Source organism: Alcaligenes faecalis, assembly GCF_005311025.1.
GTDB lineage: Bacteria > Pseudomonadota > Gammaproteobacteria > Burkholderiales > Burkholderiaceae_B > Alcaligenes > Alcaligenes phenolicus.
Genome location: NZ_CP031747.1, coordinates 2,435,682 through 2,460,367, shown reverse-complemented (window position 1 = coordinate 2,460,367; position 24,686 = coordinate 2,435,682). Strand labels below are relative to the sequence as shown.

28 protein-coding genes and 1 pseudogene are annotated in these 24,686 nt (G+C 53.2%); 10 read left to right on the top strand and 19 right to left on the bottom strand.

From position 1 onward, the window contains the following. Positions 1-193 precede the first annotated feature (193 nt). From D0C27_RS11360 to D0C27_RS11340, 5 genes are all read left to right on the top strand, one after another. Positions 194-1,897: a sigma-54-dependent Fis family transcriptional regulator gene (locus D0C27_RS11360; RefSeq protein ID WP_035267740.1), complete on the top strand. Its 1,704-nt coding sequence runs from the start codon at positions 194-196 to the stop codon at positions 1,895-1,897. Positions 1,898-1,943: 46 nt separating this feature from the next. Further along, positions 1,944-2,261: a hypothetical protein gene (locus tag D0C27_RS11355; RefSeq protein WP_137431026.1), complete on the top strand. Its 318-nt coding sequence runs from the start codon at positions 1,944-1,946 to the stop codon at positions 2,259-2,261. A gap of 8 nt (positions 2,262-2,269) precedes the next feature. Further along, positions 2,270-2,590, top strand: coding sequence for a TM2 domain-containing protein (locus D0C27_RS11350; protein ID WP_026482708.1), 321 nt, complete (start codon positions 2,270-2,272; stop codon positions 2,588-2,590). 57 nt (positions 2,591-2,647) lie between these two features. Then, positions 2,648-3,184, top strand: a complete 537-nt coding sequence (locus D0C27_RS11345) for a hypothetical protein (RefSeq protein ID WP_137431025.1) — start codon at positions 2,648-2,650, stop codon at positions 3,182-3,184. Between the two features lie 103 nt (positions 3,185-3,287). After that, positions 3,288-3,560, top strand: a complete 273-nt coding sequence (locus D0C27_RS11340) for a hypothetical protein (protein WP_035267745.1) — start codon at positions 3,288-3,290, stop codon at positions 3,558-3,560. A 152-nt stretch (positions 3,561-3,712) separates the two neighbouring features. Here D0C27_RS11340 and D0C27_RS11335 read toward each other — a convergent pair whose 3' ends face one another. From D0C27_RS11335 to D0C27_RS11305, 7 genes are all read right to left on the bottom strand, one after another. Further along, entirely contained in the window at positions 3,713-4,447 is a 735-nt protein-coding gene (locus D0C27_RS11335; RefSeq protein ID WP_137431024.1) for an amino acid ABC transporter ATP-binding protein, read from the bottom strand. After that, complete coding sequence (locus D0C27_RS11330; protein ID WP_137431023.1) at positions 4,444-5,142, bottom strand: amino acid ABC transporter permease; 699 nt, start codon at positions 5,140-5,142, stop codon at positions 4,444-4,446. The genes D0C27_RS11335 and D0C27_RS11330 overlap by 4 nt, the downstream gene beginning before the upstream one ends. Next, a complete protein-coding gene (locus D0C27_RS11325; RefSeq protein ID WP_035268691.1) occupies positions 5,142-5,876 on the bottom strand; it encodes an amino acid ABC transporter permease in 735 nt (244 codons plus the stop codon). The genes D0C27_RS11330 and D0C27_RS11325 overlap by 1 nt, the downstream gene beginning before the upstream one ends. A gap of 102 nt (positions 5,877-5,978) precedes the next feature. Then, entirely contained in the window at positions 5,979-6,788 is an 810-nt protein-coding gene (locus tag D0C27_RS11320; RefSeq protein ID WP_026482714.1) for an ABC transporter substrate-binding protein, read from the bottom strand. 170 nt (positions 6,789-6,958) lie between these two features. Next, positions 6,959-7,498 carry a lipocalin family protein gene (locus tag D0C27_RS11315; RefSeq protein ID WP_083053610.1) on the bottom strand — a complete coding sequence of 180 codons (540 nt, stop codon included), beginning with the start codon at positions 7,496-7,498 and terminating at the stop codon, positions 6,959-6,961. A gap of 124 nt (positions 7,499-7,622) precedes the next feature. Continuing rightward, the gene (locus D0C27_RS11310; RefSeq protein ID WP_060185813.1) at positions 7,623-8,042 is read right to left on the bottom strand and encodes a GFA family protein; all 420 of its coding nucleotides are present in this window, start codon (positions 8,040-8,042) and stop codon (positions 7,623-7,625) included. A 175-nt stretch (positions 8,043-8,217) separates the two neighbouring features. After that, positions 8,218-8,703, bottom strand: a complete 486-nt coding sequence (locus D0C27_RS11305) for a hypothetical protein (protein ID WP_115633575.1) — start codon at positions 8,701-8,703, stop codon at positions 8,218-8,220. Between the two features lie 276 nt (positions 8,704-8,979). On the opposite strand from D0C27_RS11305, the gene D0C27_RS11300 reads away from it, so the two are divergent. Then, positions 8,980-9,384 (top strand): RidA family protein, encoded by a 405-nt coding sequence (locus D0C27_RS11300; RefSeq protein ID WP_035268694.1) that lies wholly within the window; start codon positions 8,980-8,982, stop codon positions 9,382-9,384. Positions 9,385-9,532: 148 nt separating this feature from the next. On the opposite strand, the gene D0C27_RS11295 is transcribed toward D0C27_RS11300, so the two are convergent. After that, a complete protein-coding gene (locus D0C27_RS11295) occupies positions 9,533-9,706 on the bottom strand; it encodes a YegP family protein (RefSeq protein WP_021446666.1) in 174 nt (57 codons plus the stop codon). Between the two features lie 372 nt (positions 9,707-10,078). Here D0C27_RS11295 and trhA point away from each other — a divergent pair, with 372 nt between their 5' ends. Further along, a complete protein-coding gene (gene trhA / locus D0C27_RS11290; protein WP_009454498.1) occupies positions 10,079-10,699 on the top strand; it encodes a PAQR family membrane homeostasis protein TrhA in 621 nt (206 codons plus the stop codon). Between the two features lie 797 nt (positions 10,700-11,496). Here the strand turns inward: trhA and D0C27_RS19280 are convergent. Continuing rightward, the gene (locus tag D0C27_RS19280; protein ID WP_170978572.1) at positions 11,497-11,664 is read right to left on the bottom strand and encodes a hypothetical protein; all 168 of its coding nucleotides are present in this window, start codon (positions 11,662-11,664) and stop codon (positions 11,497-11,499) included. A gap of 102 nt (positions 11,665-11,766) precedes the next feature. Between D0C27_RS19280 and D0C27_RS19685 the strand changes: the two are divergent. Both D0C27_RS19685 and D0C27_RS11275 read left to right on the top strand, forming a co-directional pair. Next, positions 11,767-12,238: pseudogene (locus D0C27_RS19685) on the top strand (SOS response-associated peptidase family protein). A gap of 242 nt (positions 12,239-12,480) precedes the next feature. Next, positions 12,481-13,401, top strand: a complete 921-nt coding sequence (locus D0C27_RS11275) for a hypothetical protein (RefSeq protein WP_137431022.1) — start codon at positions 12,481-12,483, stop codon at positions 13,399-13,401. Between the two features lie 320 nt (positions 13,402-13,721). On the opposite strand, the gene D0C27_RS11270 is transcribed toward D0C27_RS11275, so the two are convergent. The 4 genes from D0C27_RS11270 to D0C27_RS11255 are packed head-to-tail and all read right to left on the bottom strand — an operon-like array spanning position 13,722 to position 15,172. Beyond that, complete coding sequence (locus D0C27_RS11270) at positions 13,722-13,970, bottom strand: hypothetical protein (protein WP_137431021.1); 249 nt, start codon at positions 13,968-13,970, stop codon at positions 13,722-13,724. Beyond that, positions 13,963-14,538 carry a lysozyme gene (locus D0C27_RS11265; RefSeq protein WP_137431020.1) on the bottom strand — a complete coding sequence of 192 codons (576 nt, stop codon included), beginning with the start codon at positions 14,536-14,538 and terminating at the stop codon, positions 13,963-13,965. Before D0C27_RS11265 ends, D0C27_RS11270 begins: the two co-directional genes overlap by 8 nt. 9 nt (positions 14,539-14,547) lie before the next feature. Beyond that, a complete protein-coding gene (locus D0C27_RS19680; RefSeq protein WP_137431019.1) occupies positions 14,548-14,823 on the bottom strand; it encodes a phage holin family protein in 276 nt (91 codons plus the stop codon). Between the two features lies 1 nt (position 14,824). Continuing rightward, on the bottom strand, positions 14,825-15,172 hold the full coding sequence (locus D0C27_RS11255; protein WP_137431018.1) for a putative holin: 348 nt from the start codon (positions 15,170-15,172) through the stop codon (positions 14,825-14,827). 239 nt (positions 15,173-15,411) lie between these two features. Here D0C27_RS11255 and D0C27_RS11250 point away from each other — a divergent pair, with 239 nt between their 5' ends. Continuing rightward, a complete protein-coding gene (locus D0C27_RS11250; RefSeq protein WP_137431017.1) occupies positions 15,412-15,618 on the top strand; it encodes a hypothetical protein in 207 nt (68 codons plus the stop codon). A 45-nt stretch (positions 15,619-15,663) separates the two neighbouring features. Here D0C27_RS11250 and D0C27_RS11245 read toward each other — a convergent pair whose 3' ends face one another. The 6 genes from D0C27_RS11245 to D0C27_RS11220 are packed head-to-tail and all read right to left on the bottom strand — an operon-like array spanning position 15,664 to position 24,648. Beyond that, positions 15,664-17,607, bottom strand: coding sequence for an SGNH/GDSL hydrolase family protein (locus D0C27_RS11245; protein WP_137431016.1), 1,944 nt, complete (start codon positions 17,605-17,607; stop codon positions 15,664-15,666). Between the two features lie 56 nt (positions 17,608-17,663). Next, positions 17,664-20,384 carry a host specificity factor TipJ family phage tail protein gene (locus tag D0C27_RS11240; RefSeq protein WP_137431015.1) on the bottom strand — a complete coding sequence of 907 codons (2,721 nt, stop codon included), beginning with the start codon at positions 20,382-20,384 and terminating at the stop codon, positions 17,664-17,666. Continuing rightward, on the bottom strand, positions 20,362-20,766 hold the full coding sequence (locus D0C27_RS11235; RefSeq protein ID WP_137431014.1) for a hypothetical protein: 405 nt from the start codon (positions 20,764-20,766) through the stop codon (positions 20,362-20,364). Before D0C27_RS11235 ends, D0C27_RS11240 begins: the two co-directional genes overlap by 23 nt. Further along, positions 20,763-21,245 (bottom strand): DUF1833 family protein, encoded by a 483-nt coding sequence (locus D0C27_RS11230; protein ID WP_137431013.1) that lies wholly within the window; start codon positions 21,243-21,245, stop codon positions 20,763-20,765. Before D0C27_RS11230 ends, D0C27_RS11235 begins: the two co-directional genes overlap by 4 nt. Next, positions 21,242-21,706: a hypothetical protein gene (locus D0C27_RS11225; protein ID WP_137431012.1), complete on the bottom strand. Its 465-nt coding sequence runs from the start codon at positions 21,704-21,706 to the stop codon at positions 21,242-21,244. The genes D0C27_RS11230 and D0C27_RS11225 overlap by 4 nt, the downstream gene beginning before the upstream one ends. Beyond that, on the bottom strand, positions 21,703-24,648 hold the full coding sequence (locus D0C27_RS11220) for a tape measure protein (protein WP_137431011.1): 2,946 nt from the start codon (positions 24,646-24,648) through the stop codon (positions 21,703-21,705). Before D0C27_RS11220 ends, D0C27_RS11225 begins: the two co-directional genes overlap by 4 nt. Between the last annotated feature and the right edge of the window lie 38 nt (positions 24,649-24,686).

Below are 24,686 nucleotides of genomic sequence, written 5' to 3'. Positions count from 1 at the left end.
GAAAATTGATCATTTGATCAAGTGCTTAGCGCCGTTTTCATCAAATGCTGAGTTAGGGTAAAACCTTAGAAAAATCCGTTTTATCCGTCCTCTGGACACTATTATGTTTTCCTTGAGTCACTAGAAAGACAGGCGGCATACTGGTTTTAGAACACTCAAAACCACAATAAGAAATCACAGGATGGAGACAGCCATGGGGGCTACTGAACTCACACTGCCATTAAGTCAGGACCTGATCGACGCCATTCGTTTTGATGCGCGGGAAGGCAAAATATGGTTTGGCGAGCAGCGCATGCTCTTGCTGCACGCCAGCGGTTTTGGCCAGCTACGCAAGGAACTGATTGCCTCTTTGGGCAGCGAGCGCGCCAAATACTTTCTGATGCGCTTTGGCTACCACGCGGGCATGAAAGATGCCGAGGTCTCACAAAAAGTGCGCCCGGACCTGTCACTGAAAGAGACCTTTTTGGCCGGCCCGCAAATGCACACCATCCGCGGCATGGTCAAAGTCGTGCCCACCGCCCTGACCTTTGACCGCGACGCAGGCCAGTACTACGGCGAATTTGACTGGTTTGACTCCTATGAAGTCAGCAATCACCAGAAAGAACATGGCCAGTCCAGCGAGCCGGTCTGTTGGAGCTTGCTGGGCTATGCCAGCGGCTACACCAGCTTCTATATGGGCAAGAGCATCATTTACAAAGAAACCCAATGCGGCGCCATGGGCCATAGCCACTGCAAGATCGTGGGCAAGCCAGCCGAGGAATGGGAAGATGATGACCCCGAGATTGACCGTTTCATGCTGCCCGATCCAGTCCAGGACGAACTGTTTGCCTTGCGATGTGAGCTGGTGAAGTTGCGCGAACAGGAGTTCAAGCACTCCAGCGCCAACTTCACCTTGCCCAACTCCATTGGTCAGTCCGCCGCTTACCAGGCCGCCTGTCATCTGCTGGAAAAGGCGGCGCAAAGCAAAGTCTCCGTGCTGCTGCTGGGGGAAACCGGCGTAGGGAAAGAAGCTTTCGCACGCGGCCTGCACGCCGCCAGCGACCGGGCTGATCAACCCTTTGTTGCAGTGAACTGTGCCTCCATTCCCCCGGAGCTGATTGAGTCAGAGCTGTTTGGTGTCGAGAAAGGCGCTTATACCGGCGCACATAAATCCCGCCCCGGACGCTTTGAGCGTGCCCAGAGCGGCACCATCTTTCTGGATGAAATCGTGGAGCTATCGCCACGGTCCCAAGCCGCCCTGCTGCGTGTATTGCAAGAACAGGAACTGGAACGCGTGGGTGATGAGAACACTCGCCATATCGACGTGCGCGTGGTGGCGGCCACTAACGAAGATTTGGCCGAAGCCGTACAGAAAGGCACCTTCCGTGCCGACCTGTACTACCGCCTGAATGTCTTTCCCATTCACATTCCGCCGCTGCGCGAGCGTAAAGAAGACATTCCGCTGCTGACCGAATACTTTCTGAACAAATACTCCAGCATGTACAAAAAGCACGTGCTGGGAGTGAGCGACCGCAGCCGTGAATTACTGATGCAATACGACTGGCCAGGCAATATCCGCGAATTTGAAAACATGATCGAACGTGGCGTCATCCTGACCGAGCACAATCACGAAATCGAAACTCACCACCTGTTCCCGCAGCAGAAAAGTGCCTTGCAGTATTTGAGCAGTTTGAATACGCAAGGCTTTATGGCGAAAGAGTCCTGTTTCAGCGCGAACCAGACGCAATATCTGGAGAACCTGCTGGAAACGCCCTTCAACCTGGACGACCTGGAAGAACAAATCATCCAGCTGACGCTGAAGAAAACGAACGGGAATATTTCAGAAGCAGCACGACGACTGGGGCTGACACGGCCGGCGTTGGCGTATCGCTTAAAAAAGGTGACGATGCCAGCCTGAACAAGGCATCCATAAGCCCGCTTTGGCGAGCAGTTGAAACCTTTAATTGAGTCCGCCTAATCAATCCGAAAACCCGGGCAGAAAATTATTCGTAAGGCAAAATCATCAAAATCTTATAGAAACCGACAAGCTTAAAAACCACAACCCAGCACACAAAGACAACACAGACGGCCAAGTCGCTATAATCGCCAAGACAATTTTTAAAAACAACACCAGAAAAACTGATTTTTTTAAAAATAATGCGGATTCCAGGAAAAATAAAAAATCCAAAAAATTCGTGGCAAAGCGAATAGCAAGCAGAGAAATCAAGGAGCCTTACGGCTCCTTATTTTTTATTAATCAAGTAATTTTACTTTTACCGTGAGGCCTGATATGTCTACAAATAACTCAACTGCTCAAGCCATGCTTTATGATGCCAACAAAAAAAGCCTGGGCGTGACTTACCTGCTCTGGTTTTTCCTGGGCACGCTAGGTGGCCATCGCTTTTACATGGGTAAAACAGGTAGCGCCATTGCCATTTTGGTGCTGACCATTCTGGGCGCACTGCTCAGCGTGATGGGGGTTGGGCTGATCATGTTGGGGGTTGCACTGGTATGGGTTCTGGTAGACGCCTTCCTGATCCCGGGCTGGGTACGCAACAAAAACACCTTGCTCGCCACTTCCTTGTCTAACAATGCAGGTTTGCCCGGCTAAACATGATACGAGCCGTCCTGAAAAGGTTTCTTTTAAGGACGGCTCAGTGATACACAAATGAAACGCACACTACTCATCGCATTTTTCCTTATCACCTGCACACTGAGTGCTTTATTCGCCTGGAATTATTTTTCCATCTGGCAGCCCGTTTCCCAGAGCCTTGATAAAGACCATAGAAACAAAACAATTGAAGTCAGAGCCCATTATCAGTACGCCCTCAACCCAAATGTCCTGGTGTTTGATCTACGGTCGTTCTCGGCAGAGACCAGTCAAATCGATATCATGCGCGTACTTTTTCAGACAGCAGACAGCTTGCGTGAAAAATCATTTGAACAAGTTATTCTGGCCTATCAAGGAACAGAGAAATTTGCTCTATCGGGAAAATACTTCAAGAAAATCGGCAAAGAATACGCTTGGCAAAATCCCATCGTCCTGACCCGTACCTTTGCCGAGAACGTCACGGATCTGCAAGGAAAGCCGGCTTTCGGCACCTGGACCGGGGGAATATTTGCGGTCATGAAAAACCAGCTGGACGACCTTGCTACCTTGCATCGTCGATGGTACTTGGACGACTGGTTTGCAAACATACGCTGACAGACATTTCAGCCCCTTTAGCTGCCTTGACGGCAGGCTCCTGCCCCTTGCGCTGGCCTGATTTCCCCCACCCATTACAATGGGGGCTTATCTAAGGAGTCGTATGTTGGAATTTCAGCCCCGTGAACGGGCGTATTTAGAGAGTATCCATGCCCTGTCGCAAGATCAGGACAGCAATGAAGTGTTTGTAGGACTGAGCCTGACCGAGTCCATCTGGTACGCAAACTATGTGAAGCAGTCTTACCAAGGGGACGTGGCACGCGGCGATGAGGCCGAAGCTCGTTACCTTAGCCTGCATGAGCAGCACGAGCAGGCACGTTGTGCCGTTCTTGCCGCTGAGTCGCTACTGCAATCGTTTGACACAGCGGCACAGTAGGCCCCCGTATAGCGACACGCCTCAAGCTGGCGCATCGCCCATAAAAAGCCCGCCCATGTTTCAACAGGCGGGCTTTTTTATTACATACGGATTCACGCATTTTTCAAGCTGCCCTCACGCCCCAGCAAGCTCGGCGACAACCGGGAAAGACGCTATAGACGCAGTTCTTTGGATAAAAAGGTTTGCACCCGCTGCGGCCTGCCGTCCAGATCCCCAAAGAATACATCCGTGGGCACGTCTTCCAGAATCTGGCCCTGATCCATGAAAACCATCCGATCCGCCACCTTGCGGGCAAAGCCCATCTCATGGGTCACGCACATCATGGTCATCCCCTCTTCCGCCAAACTAACCATTACGTCCAGCACCTCGTTGACCATTTCAGGATCCAGGGCCGAAGTAGGCTCGTCAAACAACATGCAGACCGGATCCATGCACAAGGCCCGCGCAATGGCGACACGTTGTTGCTGCCCGCCCGACAAACTGGCTGGATAACGATCCGCCAGCGCTTTCAGGCCCACCCTGTCCAGGTACAGCAAGGCCCGATCATTCGCTTCGTCCCGCTCCCTGCCCAGCACTTTACGCTGCGCCAAGGTCAGATTGGCCAAGACGTTCAGATGCGGAAACAGCTCGAAGTTCTGAAAAACCATCCCGACCCGACTGCGCAAGTCGGGCAGATTCGTTGCCCGATCACCAACAGAAATCCCATCCACGACAATCGTGCCCTGCTGAAACGGTTCCAGACCATTGACGGTTTTCAACAAGGTGGACTTGCCCGAGCCCGAAGGCCCGCACACCACCACGACTTCCTGACGGTCCACCTGGGCCGTGCAGTTCTTGAGCACCTGAAACGTGCCATACCACTTGGAAACACTATCGATACGGATCATTTGCCATCCAGTCGCAGATGTTTGTCATAACTTCGAGCCACACGATTCGCAATCAACTCCAGCGTTGCGCAGATCACGTAGTACATCAGCCCGACAAACAAGAAGATTTCAGTGGGGTGCACCATAACCCGGTTGCTGACCTGGGTGGCCACAAAAGACAGTTCCGCCACGCCAATAACGTAGGCCAGCGACGTATCCTTGATCAAGGCAACCCACTGATTAATAAAAGAAGGCAGCATCACCGGCAAAGCTTGCGGCAGGATGATGGACTTCATGATTTGGGCAGTTTTCAGGCCCAGGGCCTTGCCCGCTTGCCATTGCCCCGCCGGCAAGCTGCTGATGCCCGCAAATACCGAGTGCGCCAGATAGGCGCCACCAATCAAGGACAAGGCGCAGACCACGGTAAACAGACCCGGCACATCCACCTTGAACAGAATGGGCAGCAGAAAATACACCCAGAAAATCAGCATGATCACAGGGATGGCGCGGAAAAAGCCCAGAAACAGCAGCAAAGCGGTATGCGCCACGCCACGCGTCAAGACCAGGGCTATACCAAAAACCAGCCCCAGAACGGCCGACAAGCTTGCCGAGAGCACGCTTAGCAAGAGCGTTAACGCCGCACCGCCCAAAGGGCCATGCGGATACGCCCCCACCAGGAAGTACAGCAGATTGTTATGGATTACGTCGAAGTTCATTACAGCCCACCTCGCACTTGCAGACGGTGGCGTTGTAACCACTGCCCACCCACTTCAACCAGCATGACCAGCAAGACATACAACAGCGTTGCAATCCCAAAGGACTGGAAGGTCTTGAAAGTTTCAGTCTCCACCTGACGAGACGCATAAGACAGCTCTGCCAAGCCAATGGCCATGGTCAACGAGGTGTTCTTGATGACATTCATGTACTGCCCGATCAGCGAGGGAAAGGTATTGCGCAAGGCCTGCGGCATCACCACATAGCGCCAGACCTGCATGGAAGACATGCCCAAGGAGGCTGCTGCGGCCCACTGCCCTTTGCGAACTGCCCGCACACCAGAACGAAATTCTTCTGCAACAAAAGCCGTGGTGTAGATCGTCAAACCTACAAAAGCGGCCAGCATCTCGAAACTGGGCCAATGCACATCGAACAAGACCAGTTGCAAGACATGCTGGGTGTTCAACCATTGAACCAGCTCCGGCGGCATCAATGCCGAGGCACCGAAATACCAGAAAAATAGTTGCACCAACAAGGGCGTATTACGGAACAGACTCAGATAAGCACGTACCGGCCAGGCCAGCCAGGCAAACGGCGAGAGCCTGGCAATACACACCAGAAAACCCAAAACAGTTGCAGCGAAAGAGACAACTAAAGAGAGCTGGATCGTGACCCAGAACCCTTGCAGCAACCAACCCACATAGTGGGGTGCCAGCCAGAAATCAGAAGACGGCATAGCAAACACCAAAAAGCAGGATCAAGTGATCCCGCTGTTAAAAACACAAACAGGAAAAGGCCAGCCTGAACACTCAAGGCTGGCCTGCAAGCAAGTGATGACTTACTGTTGCTGACCGATGCGGTACAAGCGCTCCAGAGGTGTTTTGGACTGAGGGCCAAACCAGACGTCATAAATGGCTTGAGCCTTGCCCTGGCTTTCCAGCTCCAGCAAAGTTTCATCCACAAAGGATTTCAGTGCTGTCTCGCCTTTGGGGATACCAATACCGATCAAGTCCTCGGAAATGCTGAAGGCCGGGATTTCATAGTTTTCCTTGTCCGGCACATTGGCCAGCAAACCAATCAGCTTGGGACCATCCTGAGTGATGGCCTGCACATTGCCGTTACGCAAAGCGGTAAAAGCAAAGGGGGTATCGTCATAGGCAACCAGCTTGGCCTGGGGGTATTTTTCACGCAGAACGATCTCATTGACCGTCCCTTTATCCACACCAATACGCAGCGAGTTCAACTGCTCGGGCGAGGACAAGACGCCTTTTTTAGCCAGAAACTGCTGGCCCGATGCAAAGTACGGAATGCTGAAATCTACCTGTTTGGCACGCTCTTCCGTGATGGTGAAGTTGGCCAAAACCAGATCTACTTTATTGGACGTCAACAGCGGCACACGATTGGCCGGGTTGGTTGGCAAGACTTCCAGCTTCACGCCCAGCTTGTCAGCCAGAGCCTGAGCAAAATCCACATCCAGACCGGTGATCTGGCGGGACTTCTGATCCACAAAACCAAACGGTGGATTGCTGTCGAAAGACGCTACTTTCAAGACACCCGTTTTCTTGATGTCATCCAGACGATCAGCCTGGGCCACTCCAGCCACCAACGCCAGGGTAAGGGTCGCGGCAATGCTTAAAAACGACTTCATAGTAAAAACATTCCGATAAAAAAATGGCACGTCCGATACATACCGTCGTGCCATTCGACCACAGCCGCAAGCTCTTCAAAACGATCAAATTTCCCCATGCTTATAACTAAAAACGCTAAGAGGATGTGCTGTTTTATGCAGGCGCAGAAGCATCGATCATCGAATGCACGCTACTGCTTGGTGGAAATCACCTTTTGGACCGCAAAGCCCTGGGATGCCGCGTAATCCAGCAAGTCACTGACAAGCTGCGGATCAGCCTGTTTCTCTCGGGACAAGACCCAGAGATATTTCCGATCCGGCGTACCGACCAAAGAATACTGGTAATCCCCTTCCAGCTTCATGATCCAGTAGTCACCCCACACCATAGGGAACCAGGACAGCCATTTCGGAGCAAAACGCACTTCCAGTATCGCCGGATCAGCAGGCTCCACACTCGTCGACAAACGCCCCTGCCCGATGGCTTCCTTCACCTCACCGTCCGTACCCTGACAACGATTGGTAACAGTAATCGTCTTGTCCGCTTCCATCACGTAATTAGCTTGCACATCTCCGGCACATTCACGCTGAAAGTTATTGGGTAGACGCGCCTGCTCGTACCAGGTGCCCATGTACTTACTCAGGTCTACATCTTCCTGGGTCGCCAGATCGGCGTTGGAAGAAGCGCAGGCGACCAATAACGCAGATAGCGACAGGAAAAGAATTCTTTTCATCACGGAGTTCTCCTTGTAGGTGACCCAAGATCGAGTGTCTGGAATCGTCCTTTGATAAATCGACCGGTCCAGTTTGCAGCAAGCGCAGCCCTGGCCCTGCTTATGCATCTGGCCAGTCATAGCATCAGGAAAACAGCTTAACCACCTCTTCGCCTGTCATCTCTCGCGTTTTGTTAGCGAATGCGTAGTTGTCAGGCTTGTCATCAATAAAGACCTGCAGCTCGAACGGCCAGCTCCCGCTATCCTTGAACAAGCCAGCAGAAACAGCATGGAAACCACCGGCCTTGAGCTTGTAAAACAAGTGCGTACCGCATACATCACAAAAACTGCGCTCCGCCCACTCCGAAGAGGCATAGGAGCGCACATGCTCCGCGCCTTCAATTACTGGGGCTTCATGGGACTCCAGCGACAAGAAGGGGCCACCTGACCAACTGCGGCAGATGCCGCAGTGGCAAGCGCTGATTGAAGGCTTTTGCTGCTGAAAACTGATCGAGACGGCACCGCACAGACAGTTGCCGTGAATCGTGGATGTATTGTTTGCCATAAGAGCCTCTGTAGGTAGATGGATAAGCAATTCTAACGGCTGAATCGTCCCGTAATGGAAATTCGATATGAGGCTTTCCCAAGGCCAGGTGCAACAAAACCTGGCCCCAGAAACAACATTGCCCGCTACAAAGCGGGCTTATTCATGCAGTCCGCCATAACGGACCCTTACCCATTTACTGCTGCTTGATGCTCATGTTTTCTTCAAGGCTAATGGTGCAAGACTTCCCTTTGCCAATCGTCCTGATACGGCCTTTAATTGTCACCGTGTCACCCATATTGAACACATTCAGTTGCTCAGTGCGGCGGTTGATCAAGGAAGAAAAGACGATAGGTCCGCTGCTGACTCGAACGTCAAACTGCTTGGCACTGCCCCATACTTTTGAGTTCATGCCACTCATGGCCTCGGCCAGTGTATTTTGCTCCATGGCCACCAATTTGCCAGCCACCTCAACCGTTTTCCCACTGTATTTGTTCACAGCACGCGCATGATTGGAACGCATCTCTGAACAAATCTGTGCCGGAGTGTCAGCAATCGGGCCCGCCCCCATCGCTTCATTGACACTGGCAAACGCATCATCAATGCCTTTAGTCATGGAGTTCATCGTTTCACATCCCGCCAAGCCCACTGACAGGGCAGCTATAAATACGATCTTCTTCATTTCCCGCTTCCTTTATTACCAAAAAAAATAAGCGGCGGATATAGCAGGCAGGGTCAGCCTATTCCGGACAAAAAAGCATAAAGCCAGACGATGGACACTTTAAATAAAACTTAATTAATTTTGAGGAATTTTTCCTACCTATTGCCGTTGGAGAATGGGCTCCGCTCCCCCTCAAAAAGCCTCCTCAAAGACAAGCTCTTGCTTTCCGACGTAACGCCCCAAGGTAGGAGCATGGTGTGTAAATACACCCACTCAACTTTTCATGTATTTATCAAGATGACAAAAAGCGCTATTAATCCCTCCACCGTATTCAATTCCTTGCAATACGGTTTCAGCCAGGGCCTGGTGGTCACAGGCAACCGCCGTGTCATGCTCTCTGGCCAAGTAGGTGTAGATGCTCAGGAACAAACCGTAGCTGGTGGAATGCGCGAGCAAACAGAAGCCGCCTTGGACAATATTGAACTAGTCCTGGCCGAGGTTGGCGGCAAGATGGATCAGGTAATCATGCTGCGGATTTTCATCCGGGAAGATGCAAGCTCACCACAAGAGCAGGACGACATAGCTGCTGCGCTGCTGAAGCGATTTCCCGTCAATCCACCACCCTCTTCCTGGATCTTGATCAGTGGCTTGGCCAAGCCTGAGTGGCTGATCGAGATTGAGGCTGAAGCGATGCTGGATTGATCGCTGCTGTTAAGTCGCCTCCCGTACGGAGTCGACATAAAAAAAGACCTCGGATCTTGACGAGGTCTTTAGGCTCCCTTTTCGCTGGGGAGCTTTTTTTATTCATAAGCCTACAAGCTGCGCGTAAAAACTTAAAGAAAGTCTCTGCTTACTCCTCAACAACCGGAGCATCAGCCATCCCTTTTTTCACAGACTCAATACTGTGTTGTGCGCTCTGCTTACTGCTATAGCCTTCGGAGCTAACGCAAATAATGTTCCCATTCGCGGCCTTGAATCGCCACCGCCATTCACCACTTTTGTCCTTGTAAAGCACAAATTTCATGATGACCCTCTTTAGGTATGAGCGCACGTCGCGCAAACCGTATCCTAAAACTGGAGTTGATCAGCAGGTATTGGGGTTTACGTGGCAGGCCAACAAGTGACTGAATTGCCATCAAACCACACCTCTTTTACTGACAACGCAAGAGATATGCCATCAAGTCAGGCAAGAACCCAAGCAAGGAAAAAAGTGCAACTCATCAGGTTTTGTGTAGTGGACACTTCGACCGGCATTCCTCATCCAAAGCGGCGAACGAATGTCCCGCATTGACCTAACAGAGATCAATACGAGAGCTTGATTTATGCGCTAAGCTTTTCCGACCACGTCGACGGTCTTGCAATCGGCGTGCCGAATGTTCGGAGAGAATAAAGCATCATGTATTACGGTGAACGTTTCAATGCCTGGTCACATCTGATCGGTGCAGTTCTGGCTGTAGGCGGCGTATCCTGGCTAATTGTCATGGCGAGCTTTACCGGGGACCCCTGGCGCATCACCAGCACGGCCATTTACGGCGCCACACTTATCCTGCTGTACCTGATTTCCACCTTGTACCACTGCTTCAAGGGACGGGCCAAAAACGTCTTCCGCAAGCTGGATCACTTTTCCATCTACCTGTTGATTGCTGGCAGCTACACGCCCTTCTGCCTGGTAACGCTGCGAGGCCCTTGGGGATGGAGTCTGTTCGGCGTGGTCTGGGGTTTGGCACTGATTGGCATTCTTCAAGATATCCGCCCACGTTCGCCGGCACGCATACTATCGCTGGTGATCTATGCCGTTATGGGGTGGATTGTATTGCTGGCACTGGGTCCGCTGGCAGACAATCTGGGCTCGGAAGGCTTTTCCTGGCTGGCGGCAGGGGGAGCAATTTATACCGCCGGGATCGTGTTCTTTGTGTTTGACGAGCGCTTCCGGCATTGGCACGGTATCTGGCATTTGTTTGTGCTGGCTGGCAGCGCAGCGCATTTTCTGGCCATCTCCCAGTATGTTGTCATGTAAAAAAAGCACCCCGGGCGCGAACACACAAAAAGCCTCTCCCGAGGCTTTTTTGTCGACTGACATAAGCTCTGTTATGTCTGATGAAATCTGATTACATCTAAAGGTACGGACCTGTGGCGAAGATCTTTTCCTGCTCCTAGAATAAAGCAACGCAACTAGAAGCGAGGCTTGCATGATCACACTAGAGACGGGACTATATCTTCGTGTTCAAGAGCTGAAGGATGGGCCCAAGCCCTCCCCGCTTCAAAGCGGATTCAATATGCAGACCGCTTACCGTGCCCTGGGGATGTTCAACCCGTCAGAGACATCGGACGCCTTCTTTATTTTGGCTAACGACAGGGACGAAATCTGGTTTATCTGTAATCGCCATTTACGAGCCGTTGGGGTCAGCCCTGAGCCTAGAGAGCTTAGACGCGCGCTGGATTCAATATAGGCATTAATAGTGCAGGCTACAGCCGTAGAAAACAAAAAAGCCCCAAAGCATTGATCTTTGGGGCTTTTCTTGGCACAGCTTGGAGCTGTGTGCATGTATTCTGGTAGGCAGTACTGGAACGGGGGTGTTTTGTTAAGGTGTTGTTATGTTTGGGCTTCCGCTTTCTCGAATGGAACCTATACCCCCATCCATGCCCCCAAAAGTGAAAGTGCTTCTACAGGGAGCAGATGACTTCCCTACGGATTAAGCTCCGACACATTTCCGACAGCCCGCCCTAGAGCGGGCTTTTTTGCGTCTGGAAAATGGCTAACTCACCCAATATGCACGATTAAAGCCCTGACAGGTGCCAACCTGTCGCCGGCAATTAACCCGAATGTGCGCGCTTGCCGGGATTTTTCTTGCTGCGGGTATGTGCACCACGTTCCTTGCTTACACGTTGGCCCCGGAATTTCGTGCTGAGGTTCACGCCCTTGGGAGTGGCAGGAGGAGGAGTACGCTTACGGTCGGCCTCGGTAACAATTTTGGTGCCCATGGGAAGCTCTCCAGCTTGGTTAACTTGCGCTAATTTTGCGTTCGCTCGATCCAATCTTGGCAGCAGGAATCATCACAAAAATGACCTCCCATCTAATCTAGCATAGCAGGCATTAGTCAAACCAGTTCGAGCGGCCTCAATGCCAGACTCGACACTACATTGAAGAAGTCACCTATGTGGCGCGGCCTACTAGGCAAGCGCATTCTGGCCCCAGCTGACGGGTGGTTTGAGTGGACGGGGAAAACCGGCGATAAGCAGCCTTGGTTTATTCATGCCAAGGATGACAAGCCCATATACATGGCAGCCAGGTAAAGATGATGGTGTTGAGTACGGATTTGCTATCGTGACCGATGCATCAGCTGGCGGTATGGTGGACATTCACGACCGCAGGCCTGTGGTTTTAACGCCGGAAGCTGCTCGGGAGTGGGCTTCGCCCGGCACCAGCATCGGGGCAGCACTGGAACTGTTTAGCAGGGCAAAACCTGAGACGGCAGTTAAATGGCACACTATTACCCGGCAAATGAACAATGTGAAATACCGGATTCTGAATACAGCCCCCCCTGCCATAATCTGAAACATTAAACCTTGCTGCCTGACCAGATACCTAGAATTAAGCGGACTATTCATCGAATAGGATTCTCCTTATACTCTATATAATGCTGTATTATTCAATCATGACAGTATGACAGGCCAGTATTTAACATCGAATAAAACCACCTCAAAAAATTAAACCATAAGTAGAAATTTTCTTTTCTTTAGGTCAATAAATTAAGTAGCTATTTACCTATTCCGGCATTAGATACATATCAAAACCAAATGAACACAAAAATTGATACCGGCGAAATACGCACTGTCAACGTCGACATGGCTAGACGACAAGAAAAAAATTATCAAACAATCGAGATGGCAATTTGGACAATCGCCTCTATCTTGGTTGCGGGGGGCATAATTTTTAGGATTCTGGTGACAGAAACCAGCCCAGTAATAGCCATCATCGATAGATATCCGGATTTCCTGCTCGCGCTTGTTATCCTACTCTTTCCTTTAATCTATCGCCTCACATTTGGGACGCTACCACTGGAGGCGTTCCGTCGCCGGCGAGCGCAGCGACAGCTCGAGGATCTCGACCGTCCTAGCGATGAGTCAGACGACCTAGAAATCCGCGGAACTCACATTCAAGCCCTTCCTGACGCGAAGAGTGCCAATAACTTAACATCAAGCTCGGCAAACACGCTATTTGCATACTATGCCGACGACTCACGTCAATTGTCTAAGAGTATTTATAACCGCGCTGGCGTCTACCTGATGGTGGGGGTCATTGTTGCATTTTCTGGGCTTGTATTCTTCTATTCTCAGACCACACAAAATATATATATCACAACCACTGATGGATTATCGCTTTTAATAACCCTAGCACCAAAGTTTGGCATTCTTTTCTTCATTGAGCTTATTGCCTTTTTCTTTCTTAGGCAGTACCGTTCCGCCATGGATGAATTCCGCTATTACGAAGCAATAAAACGAAGCAGAGAGGAGACCTTCGCACTTATTAAAATTGCGAATGACGGTGAAAAGCCCTTTAACCCAATTGAACTTGTGAAGGCCAAATCCTTCTTCTCAAACGCTGGGGTTTTGGATAACGGGCAATCGACTGAGATCCTTGAGTCTCGCAAACTCGAAAAGAATGAGCTTGAGCTTTTGGAGAGGGTGATCGAAGTCGTATCTCGCAACAAAAAGTAGTCTTCCAATAACTCTACTTTGAACAGCCTTCTGTGGTCGCTGGATTCAAGCGTTACCACCTGCTGCGGGTCACCCAGAACTCACCAAAGATGATCGAGCTCATTAGCGCCAATTGAGGTCGATTAATGCGAGCCCTCGTTCGATTCGACACCAAACATTCAGAAACTGATCATTTATGCCAGATCATATAACTTCATTTTCGACATAGCCCCGCCCATGTCTCAGCCTCCGTTTCCACGTAGCGCAGCACCCTGATAGGCGTGGCGTCGATCTCGGCGTCAGAGCGCCACTGAAACGGACGCTGAGCGGCCGCACAATAATTACCGCCCTGCTGTGTCCCGCATCCGCTTACGAGCACGATCACGCACAGCATCATCACCCAAGCGCTCAATCGTTTCAGCTGCATCACGTCCTACCTCCACTGCGGCCATATCCGCCTCATGTTGTTTCTGTTCAGCCTGCACGCTACCCTGACGCCGTCCGACATGCAGCAGGGCCAGAGCGGCAATAGCCAGGCCGCCCAGCAGACCCAGCCAGCCTGCCACCTTCCCCCATAGCGCTTTAAACAATTGCCGCTCCTATCTTGATCGCCTCAGCCCCTGATGCGCCCAAGAAACGAGCGCGGTCGGCAGCGCGACGACGGCGCAGCCCCAGCAGTACCTTGCCGCCTGACTTGTTCCAGCGAAGGAACTGCTCAGCGGCACCGGCCTGGTCGCCAGCATTAAACTGGCGCACCAGCGTAGAACCTTGAAATGCGGATACGCCAATGTTGTAGGCCAGATCCACCATGGCATCGAGCTGCGCCTGAGTGGCTGGGCGAGTCAAGGCTGCCAGCACGCCGGGCACGAACTCGCGGGCCAACCGGCGCTGCAGACGTTCGTCGGCTTCTGCCTGGGTGATACGCAAACCCTTCACAACATCTGGCCCCGTGTCACCCCAGCCGATGGTCCACACTTTGCCGTCCGCATCCCAGTAGGCTTCCAAGCGGCAACTCTCGAAATACTGCAGGATGGTCAGACCGTCAGGGGACATTCCAGTAGGTGCAGCCTTCTCTGGCTCTGGTGTGACCTGTTCTGCTTTCTGTGGACGAAAAAAAAGGGCTAGCAGGCCCGAGATCACTTCAAACAGCTTTTTCATACCCTTCCTTTAGTCGTGTACGACCCGCACAATGCAGGCCACATTCCCCCGCGCTCGCCATACAAGTACAGCGATTACCGCCGCAAACCCCGCCTCCCAAGCTGTAGCAGGGTTGTGATTGAACAGCGCATCAAGCGCCTGGCCACCGGAGCAAACAATTAGGATGTACGCCAACAGCGAGATCCCGAGCCGGTACCGGGCGCAGCCGCGCCGATAGCAAATTAGCCGGCCTGCCGTAGCCAAGTTAGCCAATACAGCAATGAGCGTGAATGTCGAAACGAGCATGCTATGACCCCCGTTTGAAAATGCTGGTGATATCGAAAGATTTGATTTTCTCGATACTCGCCAGCGCCAGCGTGACCACCGTAGCCGACAGCCCGAATGCAGCTATCGTCCAGCTCTGTAGCCCGGTGTGAGTCATAACCTCACCCGCACCCAAATAGCCGATCAAAATTGATATCAGCATGTATGCCACGCGTTTGAGCAAGCTGATATCTTTGGCCTGCAGAGCAAAAACTACAGCCCCCGCAAACGCTCCGATCAGCGCATCCCCGTTCACACCGAGCAGCCATGACGTAAATGCCACGGTTAACATCGCCGCTCCTGCCGATACTGCGCTAGATGTCGGCTCCATTTCCTCTCCCTTTTATTTGTACGGTCGGCATAGCTGTCTCCCGTGAAGCGCTGCAAAAGCAGCAGACGTAAAAAAAGCCGCTCGAAGGCGGCACTCACTCAATCCAAGCGGGTTCATTCACCGGAAGTCGAATAGACGCTTCCCCATAATGAGAAGCACTTACAAATCATTTCATTTAACTACAGGTTTACCCTACTTCGCTGGCTTATCCTCTCGGCTTCAATACTTGGAGAGGCCAGATGGCAAGTCGTAACAACAACCAAACCCCACAACTCAGCAAGAATGAAGAAATTGCACTTGAGCTCACCAAAGCGGCTGTGCAAAGCGGCGCACTGCAGCGCCTGAAAGACACCAACGGTATCCTCAACCGTGCGCAGAATGACGCCAGCTATGCTGTCGCGCTGTATCAGTCTGTCTTGAGCCGTCTGGCCAAAGCCGACTCCTGATAAGCCGGACATCCCCGCACTAGCGGGGATAAGCCACGCCCTGCGTCATGCTATGGAGCGCAGCCAGCCGGCAATTCTCTTTGCCCATAGCGCAAATCCAAGTCCAGGCCGTGGGTGAATCCCATCCCGAAGATAATGTTCTGCTGTGTATGCATTGACTGTGCCGTCTCTGAGCATATCCATACTCGGGCAGCCGGCCCGTTGAGCCACATCTGCAATGGCGTCGTTTACATCCGTCAAAGCAATATTGTTTGCACGGGCAATCCAGGCATCTTCATCAGCATTCGGCCCTCCCCCAAAGGTCCTATAGGACGGAAGTTGAAACACAATGCGAATATTCGGGTAGGCCACCTGGATCGATTGAATGATGTGCGCCACTGAGCCACGTAATGTCATGCCAGTAGGGTCTGCCCCATAACCTGTCCCTAAGTCCAGATCTGGGCGAGTCCAGTCATTCGTGCCAAATGCGATCACTAAAACATCAACAGTGGACCAGTCCAAAGCAGCCAACGCCGCCGCTTGAGGCCGGTTGTCATCGTTGGTTGGTGGTTGTGCCACTGCCTCAGCACAATCCAGCAAATACGTATAGTCGCCGCTGCCAATGCAGGTAGCAATTGCGTACCCGCACATGCCGTCATAGCGACCAACACTGGTCGGATAGGCCGACATTCGACAGCCACCAAAGCCAAACTTGTGCACGATGGCACCAGTCGCTGAGGCCAATTGCTCTGGCCAGTTCCCGCTTTCGACGATGCTGTCGCCAATCACCGCAATGACAGCGCCAGCCAGCGGGTTGTCACCACCGCCAACCTTCTGATAAGCCTGCCAAGTAGCAACGCCTGCGCTTGTAATGGTGCCCGACCGCTGCCACACACTTTTCATCTGATTCCGATAACGCACGGTCTGAACAGCAAATGAGCCGTACACCTCAACGTCAACAAGCGCTGTTTCATTCGGTGCGTCTGCGGGCAGCCCCGTTGCCGGCTGCGTGAGCATGTAATGCCCTTCGTCATGCAGGTCGTCAGCGTTGCCCTGCGCGACTAATCCACGGTAAGCATAGTTACGGGTGAAGTTGGAAGGAGCGGTTAAACCAAACCCCTTTATGATGGACCAGTTGCCTCCGCCAATCGACTGCCAGCGCAACGCCTCATTCGAAGTCGTAAAAAGGGCAGTCACTCGGAAACCACCATGAATATCAACTTTTGCTAGTGGTGTGGCACCAGAGGGCCAGTCGCTGGGAAGCTCAGAAGGTGTCCCTGTTAGAACATAAGTTCCTGGCCGCAGAAGCTGTTTGGCATTAGCATTAACGACACCCGTAATGGATTGATCGAAAGGCGTCACCCAGCCAGTCGTGGCACCACTAGACAACACTCGCCTAGTCCACTGAAATTGAGGCCGATCTGTCTGGTATAGGTACTGAGTGACATACTCGCTCACACCAGAATCTAGTTGCCGCTCTACACGGATTACCTTGCCAACACCAGCTGGGAAGCTACTAGGCAAGTCTGGGTGATCATTCTCCGCGGCACTCCCATAAATCCCCATTTTCAACAATGTCGCAAGAGCTGCGTTATTAGCCACAGTCCGATATCGGTAGTCAGAAGGCTGCACCTCTGACCAGATCCATTGCGTGCCATCCGACACCCAATTGCCGTTGTTAGCTGGATCCGGGTCGTTGGTGACGCGGATATAAGTCCCTTCGGGCTGCGGCTGCGCTTCGTCAGCATCTGCTTTCGTCAGATATGTGCCCATGCTTGCCACTTGCTCCGCAGCGTCTGCAGCAGCCTCAGCACGCTCCGCCGCTTCTACAGCAGCACCAAGATTCGACAGACGCGTCATTCCCTCCCATGTCAGGCGTTTCCGGCCTAGCCGGTCATCCCAATAATCCTTGCTGGGGCTATTGGTGGCTTCATCCATGTTCTGGGAGTTATCGTACAAATCCTGTGGGCTTGTGCTCCCAATCGGGTTGCCGGTTTTATATGTCGTCATCTCAAACGCCCATAAAAAAACCCGCCGAAGCGGGTTGATTGATGCTGATACCGGGATTAATCCGGCGGATTGTTGTTGTCATCGGCGTATACACGCACGTCGTAATTAGCTGCGGTCACATCCGTAGCGTCGGTGCCACGGGCCTGAATGCTCGTGATCAGAGCTGGCTTTATCCAGTCGGCCGTCAGGCCAAAGTAAATATGCGGCAGCTCCTGTTTCAGGCTGACTTCTGGCCAGGGCAGCGGAATATTGGCAATGATCGAGAAGTCGTCAGGCCCTGGAGACGCAACGAACGGACCAACAAACTTGCCCTCTGGTGTTCGATACCCCACGGAATGCGGTACATCAGCAACCCATCGTAACGGCTCACTGATGCGCAGCAGCGCACCACCAGAGGCAGGGCTAATATTGACCAGCAAGCCCATCTGCGCATTGCCTGGCTCATCATCGAACAGGGGCACATAAGACAGGTACTCACTGTTGAAAGCATCCATTTCTGTGCCGAAGCTGTACTCACGGTTTCGATAGGCCTGCTCCCGACGCCGCCGCATACCGATTCGCCAAGCTCGGACCCGGTCCGTCACACCATCGAGTTTCAGTTTCTCCAGCTTGAACCCCTGATCCCCTGGTAGCAGGCACTTCACTGTCATTGACGTCCATGTCTCTGCGTCGATGTACTCGACTTCCACCCCATCCGGGTCCATAGGCTTGCGAGGGCTCACACTTTCACGCAACGGCTTGGTCATATTCAACGGTGAGTAGCTTTGCTCAAACTGCGTGCGCACATCATCGCGAACCGGACGAATCAGGCCATGCGAAACAGTCAGCTCAGAGAGTCCGGCCCGGAAAGCAAGTTTCAGGGCGTCTTGCGCTGTCGTGAGGTCATACACATAGTCGAGCGTTTCGCCCCTGGCCTTCCAAATTGCATCCAAGCGCCGCAGCTCGTCAGCATCCAGATTCAGGTCTGAATAGCCGATTGAGCTGGTGATATAGCGCGCAAACGCTGAGATATCCCGCGTCGGTTGTGGTTCTGACCAGGTGCCGTCGCTTTGCAACACTGGCAGGATTCGCGTAGCCACCACGTTGATCTGGTTTTCCGACTGCGCACCCAGGCGTCCACCGACTCGCAGCTTGGCCGCCATGGTGGTCCAGCGCGGGTAGCTTGTTCGCGTCCGGAGACGGCTTTTCAGGCCGTACCACTGGATTGTGTCTTTGACCTGCGTTGACGTGGCGCTGGCACCCACCCGCCGGACACGAACAGCCGGCCGCATTTGCGGGACACTGATCGACTCGGTAATCCCGATTTGATCCAGCGTCCAGTTTTCATACCACTTGCTGATCGTCGTGCGTGGGCCGCCATCTGCATTGCGGTACTGAATTTCGATGCCCAGCCCTTGGGTGGTGACATCGCCGTTATCGCGTATGTACCCCAGTCCGTTCGGAAAGAAGAAATCGATTTCTATGCCAGTCGTGGTTTCTTTACCAGGCGTGGCCACAAACTCGCTACTCCACTCGCCATAGACCGTGCCGCCGTTGAATGTGACTGTCGCTTCTGAGCTGGTCAGTTGCGGGAAGCCGCGCCAATCAGAATCGTTGTTTCCGTTGGGCAATAAACGCCAAACAACGATATTGTCTGAAGAGTATTGTTGGACTGAATAGCGTGGAACTGGAGACCGCTGGAATACAAGCGTTTGCTGACCTAACGGAACAAAATTGACCCAAGAAATTGGTTCCTCTGGATTCTCTCGTGGAAAGGTGAGTTCGATCCAACCATCCCCGTTCTCATCCAAATCCATAGAGCCGACAACCACCTCGTATCGTTGGCTGTTGAATTCCATAGAAAGACCGTTCGCGCCCAAGCCGCCCAGTGGCATTAGGTGCTTGAAAGCGCCTGTGAATCGGTTGCGTTGCGGAAGAAAAGGCGGGCTTTCCCGCGACACCTCAAATTGCTGCGGAAACCGAATGTTGACCAGTGTTCCAGCCCCCCAGCCAGGAGGAAATTCGCTATCGGAAGAGCGCCAGATATAGCTTCCATCGAACGAGTAGCTTGCAGGCTGAGTGTTCTCCCGGTTTGCCATCTCCGTGGACATTTCCAGACCTGCCGTGCCCGAAGATGTACCACCGACCGCAGGGACTGTGTGCCAGTGCTCGTGTGTAGACGTTCCCGAGAGATCTGCCCCTGGCCCGTAGATAGCATAGGAGCCGTCCGCACCCAAAGCAGAAAACGGCGTATCCCCCACTTTCACGTCTGTGTCGTTGATCTGATACTGGCCAGGCCCGATACACGCATGGAACTCCAGCCACTGCTCGCGCCAGTTCACGAAACGTCGGCGTGGCGGCGTCAGGTAATCAGGAAAGCGACGAAAGCGACCGGCCAGCTCAGGCACAACATCGCCCAGCTTGGGCTGATTGGCCTTTGCTGAAGTCGTCTCAAGACGCTGGCCCTGCTCCGGGGAGCCGTAGTTCTGGCTCCCGCTTTTAGGCATCAGCCAGCCAAAGGCAAAGTTGAAGATGCTGCCAAGCAACTTGCCCAAGCCCGAGAACACGCCTCCATGCTGTATCAGACGCATTTCCACGTCATCACCAGCATCCAGATGACGATCGGCCCACTCCAGCATCGGCAATGGCTTACCATTGACCGTTACGTGAGACTTGGGCTGCTCTGCCAGCGTATACGTCAAGCCTTTGGACGCAAAAAAACCGGCTAAAGTGCCGGTCCATTCGTGCGTCTCGCAAGGCTGCTCACACGTCCCGCTAAGAAAGACTCTGATCGTCATAAAAAACAACCCGCGTGTAGCGGGCCTCAAAAGCGTTGATTTTGGTAAGCGTTGGGCCTGTTCCAGTGTCTGTCTCCAGCACCCAGAGTCTGCCGTCTGCCTCTACGACAAGCCCGACATGCACGCAAAGCCGTGCACGCCAGCCGGTGGCGATGGCTCCAGGCTTGGGCTGCACCTCTTTGAACCCGCCCTCCTCCCGCACTTCGCTAGCTGCCGTGGTCAGGCCTGCTTTATCCTCCGGGTCCGTCTCCGAATAACTGGGCAGCATGGCCCTGCCGAACAGCGAAGCTCTGGCCAACCTGACCAGCCCCCAGCAGTCCAGCTCCGGAACGGTGCGGCCAAACGGCTTGTACCGCGTACGTAGAAAGTCATCGATCGTCATAGCCATTGAATCCCGGGTGCTGACTCTGCCGTGTAGCGCTCTCGCGGCCAAGCGGTATTGAGCAGGTCGTAATAACTGGCCTCCGCCACAAACGTGCCGTTCTCAAACTGCCCGCTCAGCACGGTCATGACATACGGCCGCTCTGCCGGTGCCGTAATGTCACTAGCCAAGTACGTACGGCTAGTCAGTGTCACCATTTGCCCGGATTCGAGCATGGCATCGACAATAGGCCGTATTCTTTCGTTGGCCCCGGCAATACCAAACCGCAACGTCTGCTGACCAGAGGCGTTACGCGACGGCAGCGATAACTCAACGGCTGCTGCCTCGAACAGCACCAGTTGCCCGTCAACTCCGAGCATTCGATCTTCATAGCCCTGAACGATCCGAACTGGAGTAACACCAGGTGCGGAAACCTCAAGCGTATAAAGCAGCATTGCATCGGCCGGAGCGCTTGCATGCACAATCTCTAGAACACTCATGCTTCTGGCCACTCCCGATTAAGTGCAATATCGATGATGCTCGCCCCCAGAACGAACTCGGGAAACTCGCCCCAGCCGACGGGCATAAGCGGACGCTCCCACACCTCCAGCTCCGCCGAAAACTGCCAGCGATCTACGCCAAGCAGCACCGGTCCCCGGTACATGCTGGAAAAGCGGCACACCAGCACAGACATCCCCAGCGGGGTCAGGCGCTTGATGTTGAACCACTCTGCCCCGTCTTTAATGGCGTCCCGAAACCACGCCTCAAATAGCGCGGCTTCATTGGCTTTGAAGATCCAGGTAAAGGTCTGCATGCTGGGAACGGAGCTAAATCGACGGCGCTGCCGTGCCCGTCCATCAGCCATGGTTGTACGCTGGAACGGCTGAACATGGTTGGCCTGGTGGTCTGCCCGAAGCCCATTCGGAAGGCCTGCAGGGAAATCAATGTTGGTTTCTATCATCGTCCCTGTCTCCTTGAGCCATACGTTCCCTCAATGGCTCCAGCCAACTGCGTACCGCCATGGATGCTGGCAACGCACACATTTAAAATATGCTCGTCGTTTAACTGCTGCTGATCGACCTGCCCAGCACGCGAGGCATCCTCAATCAGATTCAGCGTGATGCGCGGTGCGCCCTCGCCCCCTTTAGAGACAGACGCGTCCTTGTTGCTAACGACATGACCACGGGTGTTGGGCAACATAAACTGCTGACCATTTGCCGAATTGAACACCTCTGGCGCCCCGTTCTCATTGATGCGGTACATCTTGCCTGGCTGTGTGGGGCCGCCGTATTGGCGACCGCCAAACGACGCGGATGACAAACTGGACAGCAGCCCAGCACCCGCCGACGCAATCGCAGCGTAATTTGCAAGTTTCTGCATAGGCGTCAAAGCGGTGGGGTCCGCCATAGCTTGCATAATCGCCATATTGAGCTTCAGCCCAGCATCAGCAATCGCAAATGCTTTCGTCACAGCGAACATAGCCTTATACGCTCCCGACTGCTCACCCTGGGAATTTCGAATCAAGCTAGCTATGCTGCCGAAGGCAGAGCCGTAAGTACTGAGCATCGTCGATTGCCGAGCAGCATCTATCTGCCCCATACGGGCGTTGTGAGTTTCGGTCAGGCCCTCAAACTGTGAGTAGTACTCTGTCAGCGTGAGCTTCTGCGCTTCCATTGCCTCCCGTAGCCGAATAAGTGAAGCCTCATGCCGTTCCTGTTCTTTAATGGCCTCAGCGTCATAGCGCGCCACTTGGTCATCAAATGCTCCACCTGACAACGGGTCATCAGTCCCACGAATATAAGCTTGAGGATCATCACCAACTTTGGTTTTAAGTTTTTGAGCCTCGTTGACCTTATGCAACGCTACCGCTAGTTTTTCAGCACTCTCGATCTGCTCAGGAGTGGCATAGTCATTTAAAGATAGTCGCGCCTGGACTACGGCGAGTTGCTCCCCCTCTAAGTGGGCCAGCGCGAAAGATTCAGCCATCTTGCGCAAGCTTTCAGAGTTTTGCTTGTAAGAGCGCTCAGCCTCTGTTTCGGCCTTTTTACCAGCCCCACGGCTTTGGGTGCTTTTTCGCTGTGCTGCTGCAAGCCGATCAATTTCCGCTGCTTCCTTTCGGATCTGCTCTATTCGCTCCGGCGTGACGTTGTTCAGGGTTTTGATATAGCGCTCTGCCTGTTTGGTGGCACTGTTCCCATCAATAAGGGCGTGTTTTCGGTCCACCAAGCGCTTTAAATAGTCGTCCGTGGGGCTGTCATCCATCGCTTGATTCAGGCTTCGCTGTGAGGCCGCGGCCTGCTGCAGCGCTGAATTCACGTTGAGTAGCGCCGTTTCAAGTCGTGAATGCTTGTCGGCCAGCTTAGTTAACTCCACCTCCTGCTCGGTAATGGTGTGCGTGAGGTTCTTCAGATCATCGTCAGAAACGCCACGCCCAAGCTGTGCGTGCAGATCCTCGTAATCCTTGCGCAGAGCATTAACACTCACTGACGTTTCTTCAAGCGCCTCCCCGTTTTTCCTTATGGCTTCTTCTAGGTCAAGCTTTCTCAGTTCAAGCTGTTTTTGATGAAGACCATCAAGCGATCCAGTCAATTCGTCAATATCTTTGACCGCCTTGTCCGCGTTATCGCCCATCAAAAGAAAGCCAGCGGCCACACTGGCCGCTATTGCAATAACTCCAGCCGGGCCGCCCAAGATACCCAACATACCGACGCTAGCGGCACTGGCCGCCCGTTGCGCTGTGGCCAAGCCAGCGGCCGCTACTGTAGCCGCTTTCTCTGCTGCCGCAAGTGCTGTGGTGCTTGTCGTGAGTCCAATATTAGCGCGTGCGTGGGCCAATGCCGCAACGGCAGCCGCATTCCGTGCCTGGGCGGCTTGCAATGCCGTGGCGGCCTCTTGTCGTGCTGCCAATGCCTGTTTAAGGCTGGCTATGGTGGCCAAGCCTTGGGATGCAATGTATTTAGCCAATGCACCCGCGCCCAGCAGCATGAGCGACTTGACCACCAGGTCGATGTTTTCGCCTAGGGAAACGATTGCGCTGGATATAAGCTGTGTCGAGCCGCTGGCCCGGTTAGCCTCGCCCACATAGACGGCAAGGGAATTGCGCAGATTGGTAAACGCATCGGCCACGGTGGTGGCCATGTTATCGGCCGCTTCGCCATTTTTCTCCAATGAGCCCAGCAACCCTTCCGTAAGCTCCTTGGTTGTCAACTTGCCTTCAGCTCCCAGTTTTCGCACTTCTTGCGCCGACTTTCCTAGGGCGGCGCTCATGTCGTCAGCCAACGTAGGAATACTGATAAGCATCATCTCCCAGGCATCAGAATCAACCCGCCCCTTTGACAAGGACCGTGAGAACGCCCCCATTGCTATCTTGGCGCGATCAGCGCTGGTTGCGCTCTTAACAAAGGCCAAGCTCAAGCTATCAGTAACATCGAGAGACTGCTCTGTGCTATAGCCCATTTCGCGCAAGGAGTCTGCAGTTCTGATAAACAATTCCTGCGCTTCTTCCAGGCTTCGGTAGGTTCGGTTTGCGCCAGCCAGCAGCCGAGCCTGGGCCATCTCATATTCCTCGACGCTGCCAGTAGCCATCCGAATGCGTTCGGCCATCTCGTTGTAGCCTTCTGCTAGGCTGATGATTCCGCCAATGCCCTGCACAGCGATGAGGCCGCCCAACATCTTCACCAAGCCACCAATCTTTCTCTCCGCCCCCGCCCCTTCGTTTCCAAGGTTTCTCACGGCTGCGGCGGTCTTGGTTAGCTGCATATCCGCTTTTCTTGCGGACGCATCTGTTTTGTTGAAGCCTGATTCAAGCATTTCGAGGCGCTTATTAGCGTTTTCCAGATCACTAATCAGCTTGGCCGTTTCTGCCTCGACCGTATAGTAGATTGCCCCGACACTCTCAGCCATTTCTTTCGCCCATAAAAAAACCCGCCGAAGCGGGTATA